26 protein-coding genes are annotated in these 20582 nt (G+C 46.6%); 7 read left to right on the top strand and 19 right to left on the bottom strand.

Going from position 1 to position 20582, the window contains the following annotated elements; translation table 11 throughout:
• On the top strand, positions 1-1050 hold the full coding sequence (locus tag Pcarn_RS18135; protein ID WP_261835728.1) for a FecCD family ABC transporter permease: 1050 nt from the start codon (positions 1-3) through the stop codon (positions 1048-1050).
• Positions 1050-1829, top strand: a complete 780-nt coding sequence (locus tag Pcarn_RS18130; protein WP_261835727.1) for a heme ABC transporter ATP-binding protein — start codon at positions 1050-1052, stop codon at positions 1827-1829. Before Pcarn_RS18135 ends, Pcarn_RS18130 begins: the two co-directional genes overlap by 1 nt.
• A gap of 184 nt (positions 1830-2013) precedes the next feature.
• Here the strand turns inward: Pcarn_RS18130 and Pcarn_RS18125 are convergent, their stop codons facing one another.
• From Pcarn_RS18125 to Pcarn_RS18110, 4 genes are all read right to left on the bottom strand, one after another.
• The gene (locus Pcarn_RS18125; RefSeq protein ID WP_261837308.1) at positions 2014-3009 is read right to left on the bottom strand and encodes a bile acid:sodium symporter family protein; all 996 of its coding nucleotides are present in this window, start codon (positions 3007-3009) and stop codon (positions 2014-2016) included.
• A gap of 93 nt (positions 3010-3102) precedes the next feature.
• Positions 3103-3615, bottom strand: coding sequence for a hypothetical protein (locus tag Pcarn_RS18120; protein ID WP_261835726.1), 513 nt, complete (start codon positions 3613-3615; stop codon positions 3103-3105).
• Between the two features lie 53 nt (positions 3616-3668).
• On the bottom strand, positions 3669-4016 hold the full coding sequence (locus Pcarn_RS18115) for a helix-turn-helix domain-containing protein (RefSeq protein WP_261835725.1): 348 nt from the start codon (positions 4014-4016) through the stop codon (positions 3669-3671).
• Positions 4017-4178: 162 nt separating this feature from the next.
• Complete coding sequence (locus tag Pcarn_RS18110) at positions 4179-4613, bottom strand: VOC family protein (protein WP_261837307.1); 435 nt, start codon at positions 4611-4613, stop codon at positions 4179-4181.
• A 270-nt stretch (positions 4614-4883) separates the two neighbouring features.
• On the opposite strand from Pcarn_RS18110, the gene Pcarn_RS18105 reads away from it, so the two are divergent.
• Positions 4884-5072, top strand: a complete 189-nt coding sequence (locus Pcarn_RS18105) for a hypothetical protein (RefSeq protein WP_261835724.1) — start codon at positions 4884-4886, stop codon at positions 5070-5072.
• 60 nt (positions 5073-5132) lie between these two features.
• Here Pcarn_RS18105 and Pcarn_RS18100 read toward each other — a convergent pair whose 3' ends face one another.
• On the bottom strand, positions 5133-5639 hold the full coding sequence (locus Pcarn_RS18100; protein WP_261835723.1) for a GNAT family N-acetyltransferase: 507 nt from the start codon (positions 5637-5639) through the stop codon (positions 5133-5135).
• A gap of 4 nt (positions 5640-5643) precedes the next feature.
• Positions 5644-6087, bottom strand: coding sequence for a YtoQ family protein (locus Pcarn_RS18095; protein WP_261835722.1), 444 nt, complete (start codon positions 6085-6087; stop codon positions 5644-5646).
• A gap of 216 nt (positions 6088-6303) precedes the next feature.
• Here Pcarn_RS18095 and Pcarn_RS18090 point away from each other — a divergent pair, with 216 nt between their 5' ends.
• Positions 6304-7251, top strand: coding sequence for a calcium/sodium antiporter (locus Pcarn_RS18090; RefSeq protein ID WP_261835721.1), 948 nt, complete (start codon positions 6304-6306; stop codon positions 7249-7251).
• A gap of 1 nt (position 7252) precedes the next feature.
• On the opposite strand, the gene Pcarn_RS18085 is transcribed toward Pcarn_RS18090, so the two are convergent.
• The 9 genes from Pcarn_RS18085 to Pcarn_RS18045 form a co-directional block, all read right to left on the bottom strand.
• The gene (locus Pcarn_RS18085; protein ID WP_261835720.1) at positions 7253-7720 is read right to left on the bottom strand and encodes a GNAT family N-acetyltransferase; all 468 of its coding nucleotides are present in this window, start codon (positions 7718-7720) and stop codon (positions 7253-7255) included.
• Positions 7721-7722: 2 nt separating this feature from the next.
• On the bottom strand, positions 7723-8178 hold the full coding sequence (locus Pcarn_RS18080; protein ID WP_261835719.1) for an N-acetyltransferase: 456 nt from the start codon (positions 8176-8178) through the stop codon (positions 7723-7725).
• A 116-nt stretch (positions 8179-8294) separates the two neighbouring features.
• A complete protein-coding gene (gene otnC / locus Pcarn_RS18075; RefSeq protein WP_261835718.1) occupies positions 8295-8927 on the bottom strand; it encodes a 3-oxo-tetronate 4-phosphate decarboxylase in 633 nt (210 codons plus the stop codon).
• On the bottom strand, positions 8924-10165 hold the full coding sequence (gene otnK, locus Pcarn_RS18070; RefSeq protein WP_261837306.1) for a 3-oxo-tetronate kinase: 1242 nt from the start codon (positions 10163-10165) through the stop codon (positions 8924-8926). The genes otnC and otnK overlap by 4 nt, the downstream gene beginning before the upstream one ends.
• A gap of 12 nt (positions 10166-10177) precedes the next feature.
• Entirely contained in the window at positions 10178-11725 is a 1548-nt protein-coding gene (locus Pcarn_RS18065; protein ID WP_261835717.1) for a tripartite tricarboxylate transporter permease, read from the bottom strand.
• Positions 11726-11742: 17 nt separating this feature from the next.
• Positions 11743-12201 carry a tripartite tricarboxylate transporter TctB family protein gene (locus Pcarn_RS18060; protein WP_261835716.1) on the bottom strand — a complete coding sequence of 153 codons (459 nt, stop codon included), beginning with the start codon at positions 12199-12201 and terminating at the stop codon, positions 11743-11745.
• Between the two features lie 44 nt (positions 12202-12245).
• Positions 12246-13211, bottom strand: a complete 966-nt coding sequence (locus Pcarn_RS18055; protein WP_261835715.1) for a Bug family tripartite tricarboxylate transporter substrate binding protein — start codon at positions 13209-13211, stop codon at positions 12246-12248.
• Positions 13212-13283: 72 nt separating this feature from the next.
• Positions 13284-14357: an isocitrate/isopropylmalate dehydrogenase family protein gene (locus tag Pcarn_RS18050; RefSeq protein ID WP_261835714.1), complete on the bottom strand. Its 1074-nt coding sequence runs from the start codon at positions 14355-14357 to the stop codon at positions 13284-13286.
• 37 nt (positions 14358-14394) lie between these two features.
• Positions 14395-15039 carry an aspartate/glutamate racemase family protein gene (locus Pcarn_RS18045; protein ID WP_261835713.1) on the bottom strand — a complete coding sequence of 215 codons (645 nt, stop codon included), beginning with the start codon at positions 15037-15039 and terminating at the stop codon, positions 14395-14397.
• 346 nt (positions 15040-15385) lie between these two features.
• Between Pcarn_RS18045 and Pcarn_RS18040 the strand changes: the two genes are divergently transcribed.
• Complete coding sequence (locus Pcarn_RS18040; protein ID WP_261835712.1) at positions 15386-16306, top strand: GntR family transcriptional regulator; 921 nt, start codon at positions 15386-15388, stop codon at positions 16304-16306.
• A 44-nt stretch (positions 16307-16350) separates the two neighbouring features.
• Here the strand turns inward: Pcarn_RS18040 and Pcarn_RS18035 are convergent, their stop codons facing one another.
• Both Pcarn_RS18035 and Pcarn_RS18030 read right to left on the bottom strand, forming a co-directional pair.
• Positions 16351-17544, bottom strand: a complete 1194-nt coding sequence (locus Pcarn_RS18035; protein ID WP_261835711.1) for a low temperature requirement protein A — start codon at positions 17542-17544, stop codon at positions 16351-16353.
• Positions 17545-17551: 7 nt separating this feature from the next.
• Positions 17552-18196 carry a DsbA family oxidoreductase gene (locus tag Pcarn_RS18030; RefSeq protein ID WP_261835710.1) on the bottom strand — a complete coding sequence of 215 codons (645 nt, stop codon included), beginning with the start codon at positions 18194-18196 and terminating at the stop codon, positions 17552-17554.
• A 93-nt stretch (positions 18197-18289) separates the two neighbouring features.
• Here Pcarn_RS18030 and Pcarn_RS18025 point away from each other — a divergent pair, with 93 nt between their 5' ends.
• Complete coding sequence (locus Pcarn_RS18025; protein ID WP_261835709.1) at positions 18290-18646, top strand: winged helix-turn-helix transcriptional regulator; 357 nt, start codon at positions 18290-18292, stop codon at positions 18644-18646.
• Positions 18647-18689: 43 nt separating this feature from the next.
• Here Pcarn_RS18025 and Pcarn_RS18020 read toward each other — a convergent pair whose 3' ends face one another.
• Both Pcarn_RS18020 and Pcarn_RS18015 read right to left on the bottom strand, forming a co-directional pair.
• The gene (locus tag Pcarn_RS18020; protein ID WP_261835708.1) at positions 18690-19079 is read right to left on the bottom strand and encodes a hypothetical protein; all 390 of its coding nucleotides are present in this window, start codon (positions 19077-19079) and stop codon (positions 18690-18692) included.
• 17 nt (positions 19080-19096) lie between these two features.
• Positions 19097-19447 carry a hypothetical protein gene (locus Pcarn_RS18015; RefSeq protein ID WP_261835707.1) on the bottom strand — a complete coding sequence of 117 codons (351 nt, stop codon included), beginning with the start codon at positions 19445-19447 and terminating at the stop codon, positions 19097-19099.
• 417 nt (positions 19448-19864) lie between these two features.
• Here Pcarn_RS18015 and Pcarn_RS18010 point away from each other — a divergent pair, with 417 nt between their 5' ends.
• Positions 19865-20557, top strand: a complete 693-nt coding sequence (locus Pcarn_RS18010) for an SDR family oxidoreductase (RefSeq protein ID WP_261835706.1) — start codon at positions 19865-19867, stop codon at positions 20555-20557.
• Positions 20558-20582 lie beyond the last annotated feature (25 nt).

Here is a 20582-nt window from a genome sequence, read left to right as displayed (position 1 = left end):
ATGAATTTTGCTCAATCTATTAAGCTACCAACGCCTGTGCTATTGGGCGTTGCTGTAGTTGCCGTTTACATCGCCAGCGTCATGTCAGTAGCCGTTGGCCCCATGGATATTAGCTTTTCACAAAGCCTGAGCGCACTGTTACCAGGTATTCAAAACAGTGACCTTCCCGCACATGTAAACATGATCGTTCAGCAGGTGCGCCTGCCACGCACCCTACTTGCTATCGCTATTGGTGGTATCTTGGCCATTTGTGGCACAGTGATGCAGGGCCTATTCCGAAACCCACTTGCTGACCCAGGTATTATTGGTGTCTCTGCCGGTGCTGCGCTTGGTGCAGCTCTGGCAATCGTGGTGTTTGGCTCGCTGGCCCAAACCTACCCAGCGCTTCTCATGTTCGGCACTGTACCTGTGTTCTCTTTCCTAGGTGGCGCTATCACTACCCTGATGGTCTATCAGCTTGGCACATCACCAACTGGCACCTCAGTAACCATGATGCTTCTGGCAGGCGTTGCCATTGGTGCTCTGTCAGGGGCTATGTTGGGACTTTTGAACTACTACGCGGACGATCAAGCCCTGCGCGATCTGTCACTATGGACAATGGGTTCTCTCGCCGGAGCTAACTTCTCGGGTGTAATGTTCGGCTTTGTGGTTCTGGTTATCCTTGGGGTGCTGTTTTATCGCGATGCCGCCAACCTAAACGCACTCTTGCTAGGTGAGGCAGAAGCGAGCCACCTTGGTATCGACGTACAGAAGCTTAAACGTCGTTTGATTCTTCTTACCGCCGCTGGCGTGGGTGTCACCGTTTCGCTAGCGGGAATGATAGGCTTTATCGGCCTTATCGTACCTCACCTAGGTCGTATGATTGCAGGTCCAAACCATAAGGTGCTGATCCCCCTTGCTACCGTATTGGGTGCGCTACTACTTCTGATATCTGACATGCTATCGCGCGTATTGGTTGCTCCACTAGAAATCCCTGTAGGTATCATTACAGCTGTGCTTGGCGCTCCTTTCTTCCTATGGCTACTTCTCTCTCAGAAAGGACGTATCTAATGAACACACCTTATGTGAAATGCACCGATATCTCGGTCAAGATAGGTAACAAGTCCATCCTGGATAACGTAAACATAGAATTCCACGCAGGTGAATTTACGGTTCTATTAGGGCCAAATGGCACAGGTAAGAGCACACTTTTAAAGACTTTGAGTAATGAAATGCCCCACTCGGGACAGCATTATCTGTTTAGTAAACCGACTCAGGATTGGGACAAAAAGGTATTAGCAAAGCAGTTTGGCGTTCTTCCTCAATCTAGCTCGCTGACTTTCAACTTCACCGCTCAAGAGGTTGTGGAGTTGGGTGGCCTTACGCTAGAAGGCGGTCAAAAAGAGATTACTCGTGTGGCTCGTGAGAAGATGAACCAGACGGGTGTATTGCACCTAGCAGACAGACTCTACCCTAGTCTTTCTGGCGGTGAGAAACAGCGTGTGCACTTCGCTCGCGTGCTCACACAGTTGAGTGCTACCCAGCACAACAAGGTTTTGTTCTTAGATGAACCAACCTCAGCTCTGGATCTTAGCCACCAGCACAACACCTTGAAACTCGCGAAAGCACAAGCCGAAGATGGCGCTTGCGTGGTTGCGGTATTGCACGATCTGAACCTAGCAGCTCAGTATGCAGATAGAATCGTAGTGCTAAACCAAGGCAATATCGTTGCCGATGGCTCACCGTGGGAGGTTCTAACCTCAGAAACTATTGAAGAAGTGTATCGCTGGAAAACGCAGATAATGGCTCATCCTACGGAGAGACATCCGGTGATTCTTTCGGCGGCTTGAGAGTAGCTGTCAGATTTGAGCTATCAGCTTTAAGCTGTGAGCTTTCAGAAGATCCCGGATATGTCCTATTGGACATTCCGGGATGACGAATAATTCAAACATTCGAACCACCGCCGTCATCCCGGAAACTTCGACAGAAGTTATCCGGGACCTCCCCAACAAACTTACTCCAATAGCCCTACCCCTACTTAACCTCACCCGCCTCCAACGGCACCTTGGCGTACTTATTCGCCAACACAGCACAGTAGAAAATCTGAATCGGGTGATACAGCATGATCGGCAGCAGGATCATCCCAAGGTTCGGATCATGTCCAAAGATAACCTTAGCCATAGGAATACCCGCTGCTAGGGTCTTTTTAGTGCCGCAGAACACCGCTGCCACTTCATCTTGATGACTAAAGCCAACCTTGCGTGCGCCCCACTGAATGCCGTGAACCATTACCATCAATACCACTAAGCAAATCAGGGCAGAAACGGCTAATAATGCCGGTGAGAAATCACTCCAGATACCATGGTCAATAGAATCACAGAAAGCGCTATAGACGATCAGCAGAATCACGTACTTATCCAGCTTATTCACAACCGACTTATGTTTTTGTGTCCACTCGAGTAGCACAGGACGCATCAACTGCCCCAGAACCATTGGCAGCAACAACATCTTGGAAATAGACAGAACCGAGTCCAGCAGGTCCATCTCTGCCCCTTCCATCCCCATAAATAGCTGAATAAGAAGCGGAGTAATGAACACACCTATAATGCTAGACAGAGAGGCATTAAAGATAGCTCCAGGAAGGTTACCCTTACCGATTGCGGTCATGGCGACCGAAGAGGATATGGTGCTCGGCAGAACAAACAGATAGCAGAAACCAAACGCCAGTGCTGCTGGCATATAGGTTAAGAAGGTATGACCAAACACTAGCCACAGGATTGGATAAGCGACAAAGGTAGCCCCTTGAACATACAGGTGCAGCTTCCAGTTTGATACCCCTTCCATGATCGCCTTCGGAGAAAGCCCCAAACCATGCAGAAAGAACACCAAGGCAATGCCAAATACAGTAATGGTATCTAGGTGCAGTACCCCACCAGATTTACCTAAGTCTGGGGTAAACACGGCCAGCACCGTAGCCACAACCATGCCCACCAAGAACCACTCTTTCTTTAATTTACTTATCACACTCATCACTAATGCTGATTTTCCCTAATTTGAGTCGACTGTAACCAATAATCTGACTGATGCCAAACCTATGACTTTTCAAACTGTTGCAAATAAAGATTACCCTTCCAGACGGGCACTGTTGTACCAGTCCTGAAGCAAGGTATCGTCCATCAGCTGATTACAAAAAACATCGATACGAGTGCCGTCATTAAAGGTGAAGCGATAGCGGGTATCACCGCCGCCTCCACCGGTTCCTACATAAGATTTGGTTTCTGTTTTAATAAGCTCAGAGCGTGCCCCAACCTTTACTCTAAAGGTCTTAGAGATGACCGCAATATGAGTTCTACTCATATACACAGACTGAACACACATCAGCGCCATTATGGTCAGAAAGACAATAGAAAACAGACAGATACCTACGCGCACAAACAAGGGCTCGGTTGTATCTGTTAGGGCAATAGATAGGAACAAGCTCCCCACTAAGGAGCAAGTGAGGAACATAGCGTACATAAACAGGGGCTTCATCTGCCTATGCACGTCGAGATTTAGGGCCGCCACTTTGTTATCCAGATGTCTAAACAGTTTCCATACCAAAAAGTAGTAACAAAGGGCGATTAAGAAGATAAGCATGAGACTCCATTTCTCTTGATTGCTTAGCCAACCAGAGAGATGAAAGTCTCGGGTTAGCAGATTCTGTGTTCGTACTCCACCACAACCTGATTGCCTTCCACGTAGACATTGCGAATATCGCCATCCACTGTCATTCGAGAGCACAGAGTCACGCTACTGTTCTCAACAACTACATTGGCACGCATCGCAGGAATGGCGTAAGCAGGGTCAACCTTGAGCAACTCACAAAAACGGGTAACAAATGGATAGGTGAGTACTGCTCGGCCGCGAAGAAGCTCGCCAAATTCAGCTTGGGTAACGCCTAGTTTGCGTGATATTTCCATCTGGGTTAAGCGCATCTTCGCCTTTTGTGACATCCATGTGTCATAGAGGGCGGTGCGATCTCTTTCGGTAAACTCCATTCGTTGACTCTCTTTTACTTTTATATTCTCAATTATTCAGCTTGAGTATGTGAACCACTGTGCAAAAGAGTGTCGCTGTTATAGGATTTTACATTGTCAGCCAAGGGTGAAGTTGCTGTGGGCGGGCTGCAAGATGGGCGAGCTTTTTGTAAATTTGTGTGTTTAATCGCCGACTGGGTTTCCAATGGGATTCCCGACAGGCTTAAGCTCTACGACGTTTCTCTCTGGGTCATGAACATACAAAGACCAACCGTAGCCAGTGGCGCCATAACGCACCGCATCGAGCAATAGTTCGACATCCTGCTCTTTCAAATAGGCAACCAGCACATCAACCTCTACCGCCTTCACCTGAAGGCAAAAATGATCCACATTGCGACCACTTTGTTGCGGCGGTTTGCCGCCTAATCGACCTAATCTACTGTCCACTTCTACAAGATCGATAAGGGCATTGCCTGCTCTGAGCTGAGTGAGCCCCTCTTCAACTAGCTGTCTCTCAAGAGGGCAACCTAATATATCTCGATAAAACAGCAACATGCGTTCAAGGTCTGTGGTTCTAAGCACCACATGGTCCAAGCCAAGTATCTCTAAAGGTCTCATCACTGCCCACACATTGCGAAATCTGCATATAAAAAATATAGAAAATTTCTTTGCAAGTAGAGTCAAAAACTTAGCTTAGATCTGCCCTCTTCGGGCGATAGAGGCCCTTTGATAGCCGTGACCCTCTACTATAATTCGATTGAGTCTCGAAGTTTTTTGAGGCTGATGTCCAAGGAGATGGACTCATTGTCGAAATGGAATTTTTGTTTAAACAATTGAGCCAGAAACCTGAGCCACTCGTAAGCAATGGCACGCTAAAGGGAGGCAGATATGACAACGATACGCGATAGAATCGAAGACTTGGAACAGCAAATATACATTGCATGTTCTGAGGGCAACTTCGAGACAATGAACAATCTAGAACAGCAGCTAGAGATGTTGAGAGGGAAGGCAAGCCATGTCTTTGAAGACGATCCTTACGCGATAGAGGGACGTTTCCAAGATGATGAAACCTACTAATCGAGATCTTCAGACAACGTAAAGGCTCATCGAGTTAATCAGATGAGCCTTTTCTTTTGTCTATTTACCGAAGCGATACAGATTGTTGTCTGAATTATATATCTCAAACACGCCGCTGTACCTAAATCCAAGACTCTTTAGTAAGGCGTTTGAGCCTGGGTTGTCTGGCAATGTGATAGCTAAAACTGTCTCAAGATTATGTCTAGCCATTTCCTGATTAAGCACTTCTATCGACGCTTCTTTAGCTAGCCCTTTCCCCCAATATTCAGGCAGAAAGGCATAACCTAGATCCGGCTCATCGAGCTCATCACGCTTTAAAATGCCGCACATACCAATCGGCGTGCCGCTCTCTTTCAGCGTAACCAAATTCAATCCAAAACCATATTGGGTATAGCTCGCTATCGGCCCCTTGGTCAGGTAATACTCCGCATCTTGGATGCTTCTTACCTGCTTATCGCCAATGAATCGAATAAAGGACTCTTGGTTTAGAAGTTCGATAATGAAATCAGCATCGGTCAGCTTAAACTGCCTTATCACAAGGCGTTCGGTTTCGCAGATAACGCTCAAGGTATTATGCCTGAGCGAGCAAGTATTCTAGGATCTCCACCACCTGCTGTGGCGTAGTTGCCCACGCTTGAGCCGAAGCATCCACCTCTTTTAGAGGGTGGACAATGGCTTCGTCATGCAGTGTGATATAAGGCTTACCAAGAGCTGCGCAGTAGCCTGCATCGAAGGCCGCATTCCACTGGCGATATTTTTCACCGAATCGAATCACCGCCATGTCGCAGTTCTTTATGGCATTTTGGATACGTATCGCATTTACCTTCGCCGATTTATGATCACGCCAGAACGAGTCGGTTTCAGCGCCTAAACCGTCACCTGCAGCATCACTGGCCTCGTGGTTGGTAACCGCTGAAGTGAAGTTGATGTCCAAGCCAAGCTCTTCACAGCCAAAGATAATCTGCTGACGCCAATCGGTATGAATCTCACCAGAAAGATAAACGTTAAATGCCATAGGTTCCTCCATTATTTGGGTCCGTTGACCCTAGCAATAATTACCATACATGCCCCATTCAGATGTGCCAACCTAGCGACGATCAATTTAAATAAAATCGACAAATTTTGTTGATGGAAAAGATAAAAATAATTCGCTGTCTTTGGCTGACTCCCTGATCTAGATTGCGCGCCTACTCACCTCGAGTCGAGGTGTTACTCCTAATGAGGCTTGGAAATGACATTGGCATTTATCGCTATCTTTATTGGACTGATGCTTTTGGTATGGAGTGCTGAACGATTCGTTGACGGAGCTGCTGCAACAGCAACTCACGCTGGTATGTCGCCACTTTTGATCGGTATGCTGGTAGTTGGCTTTGGTACCTCAGCTCCAGAGATGGTGGTGTCAGCAATGGCGGCAATCGATGGCAATCCTGAGCTGGCTCTGGGCAATGCTCTTGGTTCTAACATAGTGAACACAGGTCTAATTCTGGGTGTTACGGCTTTGATTGCGCCTATTATGGTTCAGTCCGTGATCGTGAAAAAAGAACTGCCACTGCTACTCGTGATAAGCCTACTCCTGGGGGTTCAGCTACTGGATGGAAGCCTAACTCGCTTTGAAGCGGCTATCTTGCTTGTTGGTTTCATAAGCCTGATCATCTGGAGTATTTACACCGGAACCAAACAAAACGACTCACAAGAGTCACAGCAAAGAGCTGATCTAAGCCTAACAACCGCAATCATCTGGTTGGTAACTGGTTTGATTCTGCTTGTGATCAGCTCACGCATCCTTGTGTGGGGAGCGGTGACCATAGCGCAATCTCTAGGTGTCAGTGACCTAGTGATAGGCCTTACCGTGGTTGCTCTAGGCACCTCACTGCCTGAATTAGCTGCGTCAGTTGTAGCAGCTCGCAAGGGAGAGCACGATATTGCAATAGGCAACATAGTCGGCTCGAATATGTTTAATATTCTTGCTGTAGTGGGTATTGCTGGCATGGTATCGCCAATCTCGGAGATGTCAGCAGAAGTGCTGTCACGAGACTGGCCTGTGATGCTGAGTATGACTCTAGCTCTATTCTTTATGGCGTTTGGATTTGGCCGTCAGGGTCGCATCAATCGCCTAGAGGGCGCTGGCCTACTGCTCGCTTACTCTATCTATACCGGCTATTTGATCTTCTCAATCTAAGCTACAGGGCTCGCTTCATAATATGTTGCGGGCCCGCATCGCCACCAAGATACAATTCCTCCGTATCCACAAAACCCGCCTTTAGGTAGCATTGAAACGCGGCTAGATTCTTACAGTTCACGGTTAGATATACCGCATCATAGCTGTTATAGGTTTCATCCAAAAAGCTCGGCAGATGCTGAACACCTGGAGTGCCATATCCCTTGCCTTGGAACTGTCTACCAACAAAATAAGCTCTAAGTCCAAGGCTATTGCTGGAAGCGAATTCATAGTGCTGTGGGTAGCTAAGGTCAATTAGAAAAAAGCCGACCACCTGATCATCATCGACCATTACATGGGGCAAAACCTGCTCGCTTTCGTTTGCCAGTATTTCCTCGATTTCACCGACAAACTTCACCTGCTCAGGAAGAACTTCTAGCTGGAGCACCTGCTCCCTGTGTTTCTCTTGCATCCTTTGCAAACTCAGCATCACTAGTCCTTAGTTGGTTTCACCATACAACACTCATCTAATCCCTCACCAAACCCGTCTTTCACAACGGAAGTGGTGTGAAACCCATAGCGTGAGAAGAATTTTTGCATCAGCTGAGTGGTGTTAATCACTATATCAAAACCCGTTTTCTCAGAAAGTAGACGAGATTCTATTTCAGCATAAAAGGCATCAGCCACTTCAAATAATCTTGATGACCCAAGCGACCCATACTTGAACATCACCCATGCAATACCGTGGCAATCGGCTTTAGTGTAATGACCGCCGCAACCAATAATAGTGTCGCCCTCTACGGCAACTAGGTAGTTGTCATCAGCAAAATTATCTAAAAAATAGATAAGGTCATCTTTGTCTTCGATACGAAAATACTTAGGGCAGTTGGACTTAAGAATGGAAATAAGCTGGTCTTTGTCAGCAGGAGTGTAGGTTCGAAAATACATAGGTTTGAGATCATCGACAGTGATGACTCAAAATAACACAAATAGCGATCATAAAAACAGAGACTTACTGCCCCCAGCAAGTCTCCAAAATGACCTAGCGGTCATAAGTGCACGACTCAGGTTCCTCTGGTTTCAAGATAGGCTACGTCTTCATCTGACAAATAAGCGACCTTGCTACCTTTCAGCTGGAAATAGAGCTTTGCGGTTTCTTCTAGCTCTTCTGCATTATCACAGGCATCTACCAAATCACTACCAGTCACAACCGGGCCATGATTTGCCAACAAATAGGCTCTAAAGTCAGGCGCTAGCTTCCCTAGTTCCTCACCTATGCGAGAATCCCCTGGATTAAAGTATTCCACCACAGGGAGCCTACCCACTCGCATCACGTAATAAGGTGTGAACGCTTTCATTGCGTTCGATTTATCCAAACCCTCAAGACAAGATAGGGCTGTAAGATAGGTAGAGTGCAAATGCACAATTGCATTTGCCTGTGCGCGATTCTTATAGATCTCCAGATGGAACGACGCCTCTTTAGACGGTCTGTTTCCGGTTAAGTGCTCACCGTCCATATTCACTACAGATAGAGTATCTGGGTCGAGTCGGCCAAAGCAGGAACCCGTTGGTGTAGTCAAAACACGATTTTGGTCCAGTCTTACCGAGATATTACCAGCGCCGCCGGTAGCGTAGCCACGCTCAAATAGAGATTTTGCCAAGGCGACTAGCTCGAGTCTTTGTTCATGTTCCGTCATAGCAATAACTCCTGTGCACGCTCAAAGAACTGAGCATCTCCAAAATTACCAGATTTAAGTGCGAGTCTTACCTCGCCATCTAAGCTCGACATCCAAGGGACCCCTGGTGCGATCTCTTTGCCAACCCTAAAGCTCTCAATACTCAAGGCTTGAGTAATGGTTCCAGAGCTCTCTCCACCAGCGCTAATAAAGGTATTAAAACCCATGCTATACAGCTTTTTCACAAGCTCATGGAACAAGTTCTCTACACCGATTGATGCCTTATCACCGTACTTGGACTGAATAGTCGAAAGCTCATCTGGGCTCACAGTGGCGTACACCATTGGGAAATAAGCTTGGTTGCTGTGACTTACAATCCAGATCATAACTTCCTCCAGATAAGCGCCATCCTGCAAGCATCGACCTACATCCAGCTTCAAGCTAGGTGCGAGTTTCTTGTAGACACTGACCTGCTGATTGGTCATCTCAGAGCATGAGCCGGATAGCACCACACCCTTTCGTTGATCCTGCACCTGATTTTGCTCTTCAAAAGATGCGCCTTTGCCAGAAACCAACTTGGCTATGGCGCCTATTAGGCCTGAACCACCTGAAACTAGCCTTTGGTATTGAGCTATCTGCGCCAACCTATCAAGGTCGCTGTCACTGACACTGTCACAGATGATGAGTTCTTTACCTTCTAGCTCCAGTTCTGCCAGTTTCTCTGAGATACCACCTTTAGCTATGTCCTGAAGGCTCACCAGACCCGCATTACCCTCAGACTGAGACTCGATAACGTTCAGCAGATTCGAGTCTCTCATTGGAGTAATAGGGTGATTGCGCATTCCAGAATCTGAGAGCAACTTGTCAAACACAAACAAGTGTCCTTGATACACAGTCCTACCATTAACAGGCAACGCGGGGCAGAGCAACACACTGCGCTGAGACAGGTGTGATTTTAGTGCCTCTACCACAGGCCCAATATTGCCCTTTTCAGTACTATCGAAGGTTGAGCAATACTTGAAGTAGATAAGCTCACACCCCTCTTCTAAGAGCCAATCACAAGCCTTGATGGAATCCTCGATGGCTTTGTTCACCTCACAAGAGCGAGATTTCAAGCTCACCACCAGGGCATCAGCATCAATACCCTTTGCAGATTCTTGGATACCTGAGAGCTGAATTGCACTCAAGCCTCCCTTGACGATAAAGCTTGCAGCATCAGTCGCCCCAGTAAAATCGTCAGCGATAACTCCTATTTTCATCATTACCGTCCTTTACTGAGAGTGACTGCAATTTGCTTGCTCAACCTTATTGGCTCGCATGCGTTTGAATAGACGCAGAGCAACCGAAAGGCCGATAGTGGCAAACATAACTAGGGTGAGCACAAGCGAGATTGGTCTTTCAACGAAGATCCACAGACTGCCTTGGCTGATGATAAGAGATTGCAAGAAGGTACTCTCAGCCATACCACCCAGAACAAGCGCCAGAACCGTTGCTGCAGGAGAATAGCCGTACAACTTCATGCCAAAGCCCACTAGCCCCATAATCAATAGCATTGAGGTCTCGATGATGCTGTTGTTAAGGGCATAAGAGCCGATAACACATAGAATCACGATAACAGGCACCACTAGTCGGTAAGGAATATCTAGGAACTTTACGAATAGTGGGATAGCTAACACACTCAGTGCCACCAGAATCATGTTGCCCATGTACATACTTGCCACTAGACCCCATACAAGGTCTGGGTTGCTGTCGATGAGCATTGGACCTGGCTGTAGACCCCACATCATGAGCGCACCAAGTAGAACAGCGGTAGCACCAGAACCCGGAATACCCAATGAGATAAGTGGCACCATAGCTCCTGCCGATGCTGCATTGTTTGCTGTCTCTGGCGCAACCAATCCACGGACTTCACCCTTACCAAAACTCTCAGGGTCTTTAGCAACCTTCTTCTCTACTGAATAAGCCAGAATAGAGCCAATGGTCGCCCCAGAACCTGGCAATACACCTGCGACAAAGCCGATCACAGAACCTCGGATAAAGGTGTAGCGAGAGCTGATATAGTCTTTAGCTGTCGGCCAGAAATCCTTAGAGCGGAAGCTAAATTGAACACGCACATTTTCACGTTTGTGCTGTCCGGTATAGATACAATAAAGAAGCTCACCAATACCAAACAAGCCAATGGCAACTGGTACGAAATAGATACCACCAATCAACTCAGGTGAACCAAAGGTGTAACGCTGTGCACCACTGACCGAGTCTACCCCAACCATAGCGATAGCAAAGCCAAACAGCGCAGAGATAACGCCGTTCAGACGGTTCTCACCCATCATAGTGGTCAACAAAAGTAGGCCTAACATGATGATCAGGAAATACTCTGACGGGCCAAACGAGGACGCAAAGTCTGCCAGCAATGGGGCAAATCCACAGATTAGGATCACGCCCAAGGTGCCACCCACAAATGAAGCGATCGCTTGCATTACAAGAGCAGGACCAGCTCGACCGTTTTGCGCCATAGGATAACCATCCAAGGTGGAGGCTACTGTGGCAGACTCTCCGGGGGTGTTGATCAATATGGAGGTTATGGTTCCCCCATACATAGAACCGTAATAGATACCCGAGAGCATAATAATGGCAGTAGTTGGGTTAAGACCAAAGGTCATAGGAATCAATATCGCGATACCCGCCGCAGGGCCAAAGCCTGGGAACAAGCCCACTACCATACCCACCAGCGCACCGATGAGCAGGAACAACAGGTTGGCCGGCGTAAACGCCACCGACAAACCAAATGATAGATTTTCAAATATTTCAACAAAGAACATGACACATTTCCCTGTGATTAATAGAAGAGACGTAGCAGACCGTCAGGCAGTCCCGCCTGTAGCCAAACATCAAACAGCAGGAACACTCCCATAGGGAACACCACTGAATACGCGATGTTTTGAACATGTTTGCCACGATTGAAGTAAGAGAGAAACGCCAAACAGAAAGCCACCATGGAGACGATGGCTCCGAGTGAGTTCAGGGTAAAAATCAGTAGTGCGATACACACTGCCACCGCAAAAGTATCTTTTTGATACAACTCTTTATCTTGCTTCACAGCTTGCTTGCTGCGCAGTTCTTTGAGGTCTTTATAGACATTGATTCCGGTACAGATGACCAGTGCAACACCGATAATCAAAGGGAAATAGCCAGGCCCTGGTCGTCCATTTAGGTCGTACATACTCAAGGTGTTTAGCCCATAGAGAGTAAAACCGATAGAAAACAATAAGGTGCTAAGTGAAAACCAAAAACGCATAACTTCTCCTTGGCTGTGCGGCGCTAACCGCACAGCCTATTTTCCTACTTAATCGCACCTATCTGAGTTAACACTCGTTTAAAGTCAGCATTGGTAGCGGCTAGGTTGTCGGCGAAGTCATCACCCCAAACCGTATTACCAGAAAGGCTGTTGGTGTTCAGATAGTCTTTCCACTCAGGGGTCTCCACTACCTTTTGTAGCGTCTCTACCCACCACTGCTGAACATCAGCATCCACGTTATCCGGCATCACGACACCACGAGGAAGCGAGAAAGCAAAATCGTAGCCTTGTTCCTTGAAGGTCGGAACATCCTTATAGATGGTGCTGCGCTGTGCTTCAGAGTAAGCAAGAGGACGGAAGTTACCCGCTTTGATCTGACCTGATACCTCGGATGGGTTAGCCACAATGGCATCAACGCTCTTAGAGGTCAGTGAAGTCACCATGCCACCACCGTCTTGCGATGGTACATAGTCGTATTTGAAGCCTGCAGTTTCCGCAAATAGGCTTGCAACCACGCGCTCAGGACCTGCCGCACCAGTACCACCAATGGTGATACGGTTGTTCTTCGCATACTCAGCAAAGTCTTTCGCTGACTTGAACTGAGAGTCAGCGCGCACCACGATAAACATGGCATCTTGTGCTAGAAGACCGATTGGAGTGAAGTCTTCATAAGTCCAGCCAGTGTTAGATACCAATGGCGTGCCCAAGAAGTTACCGCTAGTTGAAGTCAGGTGGTATGGATTACCCGACTGCTGTGCTACATAGTTAAATCCTACCGCACCACTGCCACCAGCAAGGTTATCTACACGGATATTTCGGTCATACAGCTTATATTTCTTCAAGATGTCTACAACAGTACGAGACATCAAATCGTTACCGCCACCCGGGCCAAACGCTATGGTGTAGTTCAGACGTTTAGTAGGGTAATCCAGATCCTTTGCAAAGCTCACAGGGGATGCCAATACCGCAGCTACTAGGGGTACGACTGCGAATTTCTTTAGTAATGACATGTGTTTTTCCTTTTTATTTGGGTACTTAATTCACGTTGTTTCGTGCTGTACTGCATTGCTCAGCAAATATGATTAGCTGTTTGCTAATTGGGTTGCTACCGCATCACTAAACGCCTGACAGCCCAGTGAGCCACCAAGATCCGCAGTGCGATAATTTGGGTTTTCTAGAGTTGCGTCAACCGCCGCATTGATTGCCTTTGACGCAGTTATCAGATCTTCACGCTGATGCTTCTGTCCCATCCACTCAATCAACATGGAGACTGAAAGGATCATTGAGGTTGGGTTCGCTTTATCTAGCCCAGCAATATCCGGTGCTGAGCCGTGTTGCGCCTGCGCACAGCAGTGTTCATCACTCGCCATCATGGAGCCCGCAAGACCAAGGCTACCCGACAACTCACTGGCAAGGTCACTGATGATGTCGCCATAGAAGTTAGTTGCGACTAGGACATCGAATCGCTCAGGGGTGCGCACTAGGTGAGCGGTTGATGCATCTACGAGAAGGTCGTCAAGCTCAACCTCTGGGAACTCTTTTGCTACATCATTAACCGCTTCAAGGAACAGACCATCTGTCATATGAAAGCTGTTTGCTTTATGAATCGCAGTTACCTTCTTGTCACGTGACATAGCAAGCTCAAAGGCTTTACGTGCGATGCGCTCAGAGCAGTGACGGGTAATCTTACGAATAGAAAGCGCCATATCTGGAGTGGTCTTCACCTCACCCCAACCTTCGGTCATGTTGCGATCGGGATAGAAGCCTTCAGTAGCCTCACGCATGATAACTAGATCAATGCTCTTGCCTTCACTCATATTGGTAGGCAAGAAAGAGCGTGAACGCGCTGGGCGTACATTAGCGTATAGGTCTAGGCCGATACGGAAACCTGCCGATACATTGCGCCCGCCCTGCTCAGGCTTTGGATAGTCTGCATGAGACTGAGTGCCTAGAATAATACCGTCATAGGTCTTCGCTTTTTCTAGGGTTTCTTGGCGAAGCGTAGTGCCATATTTCTCCAAGCTGTCAAAACCTACATCATCAAATTCACAGCTCAGGCCTAGATTAAATTTGCTGTCTGCCGCATTCAGAACCTTAACGGCAGCTTGAGTAATTTCAGGACCGATACCATCCCCTGGTAAAACTAATAGTTTCATTGTTTCCTCTCGTACTTGTGATAAATGACGTATTCCGTTAGGAGCAGAGAACACGTTTTAGATAACGAACTGCGCACTCTGGACTCGACAGCACAGTTTTATGGGTTTCCTTTTCAATCAATGACTTAGCAATAGAAGAAGAGAAGTGCGCCAACATGAGCACATCAATCTCATCTAGAGATTCTGCCTTTTTGAGAAGCTGCTGATTATGTGTGTCCGCATCTCCCTTATTAAGAGCGACTCTCGCCTCAGGAGCGCAAAGGGTTACCAACTCAGCACTCTCATCAGCTAGCTGATAAAACTCTTCGACCATGCCCTGCATTGCAGGCTCAAACGTACCCAGCATTGCAATGGGTTTATTCAGCTCGATAGCTTGCTCAAACATGGCTTGGTTTGGCTTTAACACCGGGATTTCGGAATGCTGCGCCAGCTTTTCGATCGCTTCACCAAACGCAGAGCAGGTAAACATCACCGCATCAACACCAGATTCACGAGCGAGTTGGTAAAGGGACTCAACACGCTGAAATAGAAATGGCGTGAGAGATGCAGTTTTAGCGCGTTCAACACTCAACGCCTGATCCCAGAGGTGCAGGGTTTCAGCTTCCGGCCACTCATTTTCAAATGCACGCTTTATCGGTTCGATAGCGATATCTACGGCATGTATCAAAGCTACTTTAGTCATCTTTAAAATTGTATTTTGTAAAACACAAATACATTTATGACTATAAAGTAGAATTCTGTCAACATGCATTTAACAACAACAAAACTGCCGCAACATATCCTCTATATTCACCAAGCTAGTTAAAACAAGGACTTAGTAGGATGAAACTGAGTATTTTGGATTAGTAACAAGATATTTTTGTATTTTGGAAATGTGAAATACAACACATTATTAACAACACCACTTCAATGTGATTCATATTCTTCACAAAATACAATTTATAGGTAATACTGTTTTGCGGTGCTTCCGAGAAACAAAAAACAATGTAGGAAAGGCACAAAAGGCTAGGTATAGAAAGCGGTAAAGTATGGATACGACAACAAACAATAAGAAGCCAACCTCTGCAGAATTACTTGCAGAGCGAGTGCTAGGCCATGTTTTAGAACACAATTTGGAAATAGGCGCTCATATAAAAGAGACCGAGTTTGCAAGTGTACTTAAGGTGTCAAGAACGCCAATTCGTAATGCATTTCTCCACCTTCAACAAAATGGCTTCTTGGTAAAAAAACCCAATCAAGGCTTCTTTCTAGCCAAGGTTCCCGAGCAAACCCAAGCAGCGCAGCTATCTTCTCATGACAGCGAAGCAACGGATCTTTCACCACTCTGCTATGCAATCGGCCAGGATTACCTATCTGGCACTCTAAAGAAAAGCTTCACTGAAAATGAGCTCATCAGCCGCTATCAACAGAGCCGTAAAAGCATCCAAGAAGCACTGATAGCGATGGAAAAGGATGGATGGTTACAGAGAAATATTGGCTATGGTTGGGAGTTCAACGAGTTTATCTCCTCCCCTACCGCCTATGCACAAAGCTATCGCTTCCGTCAGCTTATCGAGCCCGAAGCAATAAGAGACCCTAGCTTTGTCATAGAGCCAACAAGACTGCAGATGTTGCGCATGTCTCAGATAGACATACTCAATAACAAGCAGAAACTGGTATCCGCAGCTGATATGTTTAACGCTGGTGTGCTTTTCCATGAAACCATAGTAGGCATGTCAAACAACGTATTCTTACTCGATGCCTTGAAGCGGGTAAATCGACTACGCCGACTGGTCGAATACAATGTAAACGGAAAGCGCCCAGTTCCGAGAAAGGAGTGTGAGGAGCACTTAGTCTTAATTGGATTAATAGAGGAAGGAAAGCTCACAGAAGCCGCAAGCTTTCTAGAAAAACACCTTTCGCGTACCGCAAAAGAGAAGGAAGAAATAGCCCAAGGCTTATTTGGTTAAGTGCTTTAGCAGGCCACTAGTTGCAAATAGTGGCCCTTTGGTTGTTAACCTTCTCGAGTAAATGTCCGATAAGCTGTAGTGGCAGGCACAACGATCTGCGACAGCAAGGCGCTAAACCAGAACAGGTTACCGATAATAGAAGGCACAAATGACACTACAGCCAGAGTCACAAACGCCATGGCGATGCCAAAGTAGCGTAATTTAGCTGTAGCAAATCGATGCGCGGTTCTAAGCTCGATGACGTTCTGGATCAGAAGCAGACTGTATAGGTAAAGCGCTAACCCCAAGCAGCCAATTACCGCATATTTGAAAGGGTATTGCTCCATAAAGGAGACCTTCACTTCTGCCGACAAGGCGACCCCGATCATTACTGCGGATAACATCAACGTAAGGTGCGCCAATACCCACTGCACTAGTGTCTTTTTATCCGTATTTCTCGGCTTACCATTTCCTGCGAAATCAAAGTACATCCAACAAAGCACGAAGATCGCGGCACCGCCTATCACATAGTTAAACAGCACATCGCCTACGACGTTATCTATACCCTTAATACTCAGGGTCACCACCAACTTAAAGAAGCCTTCCCCGGCAACAATGAGCAGTAGAAGAGCGAAACGCTCGGACATGTGTCCAAAGCGTGGAACAAACCGATGGCACTCTAAGGCACCCACTCGGGGTAAGGCGTAAAGCAAAGCCAGAATAAGTAGACCTAAACCAAACACAAGATAGCTATAAGGATGAGGTAAAAACGCGCTCAGCAAGAACAGGAATGCACTACCGAAAAAGTTACGTGAGAGTTTACGAGGAAGCTCACCATCTGAGTCACCCACCTGCCTGACTCGCCAATAAAGAAAAGCAATAAACGCCCGATTTATCCCGTATCCGATGGCAAAGTAGGGCCAACTGGTATCCGTTATATGAGGTATGGATGCTGACATCACCATTATGGTAATGATTTGCGAGGTCATTATGTATCTGTGCTGCATGTCTGTGCTGACATACAGCGAATTGAACAAACTCAGATCAAACCAAGCGAACCAGATAACGACAAACAGAGCAGCAAAAATTAGGAAACCAGAAACGGTTAGGTGATGGCTAAGGAAGTTACCCAGCATGAAGATAGCCACCACATGCGCCAAGTCATAGAAGAGCTCTATCCAATGAACATGTTGACTGCTTTCAGTAACATCCAGATGGTGCTGTGGCTTGCGCCACAGCGGGTGACGATCGAGGCTCATACTCCCCCTATGCTGATAGGTAGTGTTCTAGAACTTGTTTATAGACCTCAACAGGCTGCGCTCCTGGCAGGCCTTCACGACTATTCAAAACTATAGTTGGCACTGAGCGAACGCCCAAGCCTTGCCAGTAACTTTCTTCATTCTGAAGCTGAGAAATCGCATTAATATCATCTAGATAGGCAATGCCCTCATCGACTGGTAAACCAACCTTAGCAAGTAGCTGCGCCAACACTTCTCTATCAGAGACATCTTTTCGCTCACCAAAGAAAGCATCAAATAGAGCGAGTTTCAGCTCCAGCTGTTTTCCGTATTTTGCTGCAAACTGGATAGCAAGATGCGCTTCACGAGTGTTATACATCTTCATATCGTCATAGTAATCGAAGGTGAAACCCACCTCAGCGCCAAGCTGGGTAAGGTTTTCACGCGCTCGGATGCTGTCTTCCAATGTAGTGCCGTACTTCTCTGCCAGGTGCTGACGCAGGTTTTGCCCCTCAGCAGGCATGTTTGGATTCAACTCAAATGGGTGAAGTTCTATCTCAACCTTGTCCTCAACACCCAACTCTTTGATTGCTTGCTCAAGACGCTTGTATCCAATAGCACACCATGGGCATACCACGTCTGAGATAAAGTCTAGTTTCAGTTTTTCGCTCATGTTTACACCTGTTAGTTCTCCAACTAGGTTTATTATGGTAACCTTAAGAAAGTATTCAACCAGTATACTTTTTGTAACCTAAAGGTGAGTTTGATGGAAAGCGTTGTAAATATAGACAGTAAAGGGCGTAAATCCGTCGCTAATGTATGCAAAGAGCCGTGTGCGATCGAAAAGGGTATGCGCCTTATCGGTGGTAAATGGAAAGGTTCTTTGATTTATCATCTCAAGGACGGCCCAGTTCGATTCAACGACCTATCCCGCATGTTAGGTGGCGCCAGCAAAAAGATGGTTGACCAAAGACTGAAAGAACTCGAAGCCGAAGGCATGGTGCTGCGAAAAGTAATCAGCGACCGCCCTATTGCGGTGAGTTATGAGCTAACTGATTTTGGTCGCTCTGCATTGAAGATCTTGGATGACCTTAGGGTTTGGTCTGAGAGTAATAAGCTTTGATTAAATGCCCTCTGAATGAGGGCATTATTCTGTGCTGAGTCGATTAGCCGTATAGGCTGACAAAAATACACATAACGAAAGCCGGTAGTCCCGACAAAATCAACTTTATGCAAAACACGGTGTTATCAGAGAAACGATTTGCATCCACCTCATCGGCCAGGCTTCTATCCACCATAGAATCAGCCACTCTGTCTGCTCTATCGTCAGATGCGCCCATCCCTCCCATAGGGGGATACATAAAGAATAAGGTTGCTACGCCCCACTGTAGTATCAAACTGAAGAAAACATAGTCTGTCCAATATTTAAGCCCAAACAAACCCGTCACCGACTCTATAACCACCACAGATAAGATGGCGACTAGGTTACAGACAATAACGAACTTGCCCATGTCTACTGCCCACACTTTAAACGCGAGTTTACTCCCTTGGCTCATCAGCCCCACCTATAAATTTATTGATACACCCGATAACACCTAGCCTTCGAATCACTACTGGCTTCTATATATTGATCACGGCTTTCAACCTTAACCTTAATGCTACTGATAGGATCGATAGCTTTGGCCGAATCGTGCATAACAGCTACAAGTTTCTCACCCAAGGGATTAGTCGGCCTCATCTCATAGTGTTCTACTAGAGTGTGCAAACTGTCATAAGAAACATGCCAACTGCCATTAAACTCCACCATAGCTTCCATTTTGGGCTCACCTAGCTTAGATACTTGTATCTGTTGAGTCCCCGAGTAACTGCCGTCTTCTCGGTATTCGGTTATCACAACTGATCGAGAGATGGGGTTTTGATACATGCACCTAAAAACGCTCTCCGAAAAGTAGTTCTTGAGGTCTGTGGCACTAGAAACCCAAGTAAAACAGGCTAACACTAAACCAAACATGGCTTTCTTTATACTTAACAATAGCTTACTCCTAAAATTAATCGATAAAGGTGGGTAACTAGCTAGGTAAAGATTTCATAAACTAAAGGTTAAAGTCACTATCACTTTCAACTCATATATGGCTAATAAAACTAACGAGGCGGCGCATCGCTAGGGTCAAAGAAGTGTTTTCTACCAAGGTGGTTGTCGTAACCTTCACCTACTCCTTGCTCATCATCAACATTCGACAATGTCGAATGCAATTATGTTTTTTACAACAATCCCTCAATAACCCTTATCTGAAAACTAGAATTCAGCCATTCCAATCGAAATCAAACAGAGGATATGAAGATGACAAAGGTTTTAATCACAGGTGCAAACAGAGGCTTGGGTCTTGAGTTTGTTCGTCAGTACAGTGCAAAGGGTTGGGATGTACTAGCAGCATGCCGCTCACCAGAAAGCGCGACAGAGTTAACAAAATACGCTTCGGACAATCCTAAGGTTGAACTCATCAAACTAGATGTAACCAATGAGGCTGACATCAATGCTCTGCCTGAGACACTTAAAGGCCAAGCTATCGATCACCTTATCCTAAACGCGGGTGTTCTGGGTGACGACTGCGCGACATTGGGTGAAATGACTCAGAGCAAATGGCTGGAAGTTCTTAACATCAACACTGTTGCACCAGCCCTTCTTATTCAAGCGCTTCGTGACAACGTTGCGGCGAGTGAGCATAAAACGATTATCGGTATTTCAAGCCGTGTAGCGAGTATCGGTGACAATGGTTCTGGCAACATGTACAGCTACCGCACCTCTAAAGCGGCGCTAAACCAGATCCTTGTATCTGCAGCACGCAACCTAGCTGAGCAAGGTGTGAAAACACTAGCCGTACACCCTGGCTGGGTTCAGACAGATATGGGCGGTAAAGATGCAACATTCACCCCTCAAGAAAGTGTGGCCGGCATCATCAATCAAGCGGAGCAGCTTACCCTAGAGACATCAGGAAGTTTCAAGGTCTTCGATGGCTCAGACATCGAGTGGTAATTTTCACCTAAAGCTAAAGGCCACT

Origin of the sequence: Vibrio ishigakensis, from assembly GCF_024347675.1 — a bacterium.
GTDB lineage: Bacteria > Pseudomonadota > Gammaproteobacteria > Enterobacterales > Vibrionaceae > Vibrio > Vibrio ishigakensis.
This window is presented reverse-complemented; position numbering and strand designations above follow the sequence as displayed.

Coding starts and splice junctions, on each gene's coding strand:
- Pcarn_RS18135 (WP_261835728.1), top strand. CDS start 1: ATGAATTTTGCTCAATCTATTAAGCTACCAACGCCTGTGCTATTGGGC.
- Pcarn_RS18130 (WP_261835727.1), top strand. CDS start 1,050: ATGAACACACCTTATGTGAAATGCACCGATATCTCGGTCAAGATAGGT.
- Pcarn_RS18125 (WP_261837308.1), bottom strand. CDS start 3,009: ATGAGTGTGATAAGTAAATTAAAGAAAGAGTGGTTCTTGGTGGGCATG.
- Pcarn_RS18120 (WP_261835726.1), bottom strand. CDS start 3,615: ATGCTTATCTTCTTAATCGCCCTTTGTTACTACTTTTTGGTATGGAAA.
- Pcarn_RS18115 (WP_261835725.1), bottom strand. CDS start 4,016: ATGGAGTTTACCGAAAGAGATCGCACCGCCCTCTATGACACATGGATG.
- Pcarn_RS18110 (WP_261837307.1), bottom strand. CDS start 4,613: ATGAGACCTTTAGAGATACTTGGCTTGGACCATGTGGTGCTTAGAACC.
- Pcarn_RS18105 (WP_261835724.1), top strand. CDS start 4,884: ATGACAACGATACGCGATAGAATCGAAGACTTGGAACAGCAAATATAC.
- Pcarn_RS18095 (WP_261835722.1), bottom strand. CDS start 6,087: ATGGCATTTAACGTTTATCTTTCTGGTGAGATTCATACCGATTGGCGT.
- Pcarn_RS18090 (WP_261835721.1), top strand. CDS start 6,304: ATGACATTGGCATTTATCGCTATCTTTATTGGACTGATGCTTTTGGTA.
- Pcarn_RS18085 (WP_261835720.1), bottom strand. CDS start 7,720: ATGCTGAGTTTGCAAAGGATGCAAGAGAAACACAGGGAGCAGGTGCTC.
- Pcarn_RS18080 (WP_261835719.1), bottom strand. CDS start 8,178: ATGTATTTTCGAACCTACACTCCTGCTGACAAAGACCAGCTTATTTCC.
- otnC (WP_261835718.1), bottom strand. CDS start 8,927: ATGACGGAACATGAACAAAGACTCGAGCTAGTCGCCTTGGCAAAATCT.
- otnK (WP_261837306.1), bottom strand. CDS start 10,165: ATGAAAATAGGAGTTATCGCTGACGATTTTACTGGGGCGACTGATGCT.
- Pcarn_RS18065 (WP_261835717.1), bottom strand. CDS start 11,725: ATGTTCTTTGTTGAAATATTTGAAAATCTATCATTTGGTTTGTCGGTG.
- Pcarn_RS18060 (WP_261835716.1), bottom strand. CDS start 12,201: ATGCGTTTTTGGTTTTCACTTAGCACCTTATTGTTTTCTATCGGTTTT.
- Pcarn_RS18055 (WP_261835715.1), bottom strand. CDS start 13,211: ATGTCATTACTAAAGAAATTCGCAGTCGTACCCCTAGTAGCTGCGGTA.
- Pcarn_RS18050 (WP_261835714.1), bottom strand. CDS start 14,357: ATGAAACTATTAGTTTTACCAGGGGATGGTATCGGTCCTGAAATTACT.
- Pcarn_RS18045 (WP_261835713.1), bottom strand. CDS start 15,039: ATGACTAAAGTAGCTTTGATACATGCCGTAGATATCGCTATCGAACCG.
- Pcarn_RS18040 (WP_261835712.1), top strand. CDS start 15,386: ATGGATACGACAACAAACAATAAGAAGCCAACCTCTGCAGAATTACTT.
- Pcarn_RS18035 (WP_261835711.1), bottom strand. CDS start 17,544: ATGAGCCTCGATCGTCACCCGCTGTGGCGCAAGCCACAGCACCATCTG.
- Pcarn_RS18030 (WP_261835710.1), bottom strand. CDS start 18,196: ATGAGCGAAAAACTGAAACTAGACTTTATCTCAGACGTGGTATGCCCA.
- Pcarn_RS18025 (WP_261835709.1), top strand. CDS start 18,290: ATGGAAAGCGTTGTAAATATAGACAGTAAAGGGCGTAAATCCGTCGCT.
- Pcarn_RS18020 (WP_261835708.1), bottom strand. CDS start 19,079: ATGAGCCAAGGGAGTAAACTCGCGTTTAAAGTGTGGGCAGTAGACATG.
- Pcarn_RS18015 (WP_261835707.1), bottom strand. CDS start 19,447: ATGTATCAAAACCCCATCTCTCGATCAGTTGTGATAACCGAATACCGA.
- Pcarn_RS18010 (WP_261835706.1), top strand. CDS start 19,865: ATGACAAAGGTTTTAATCACAGGTGCAAACAGAGGCTTGGGTCTTGAG.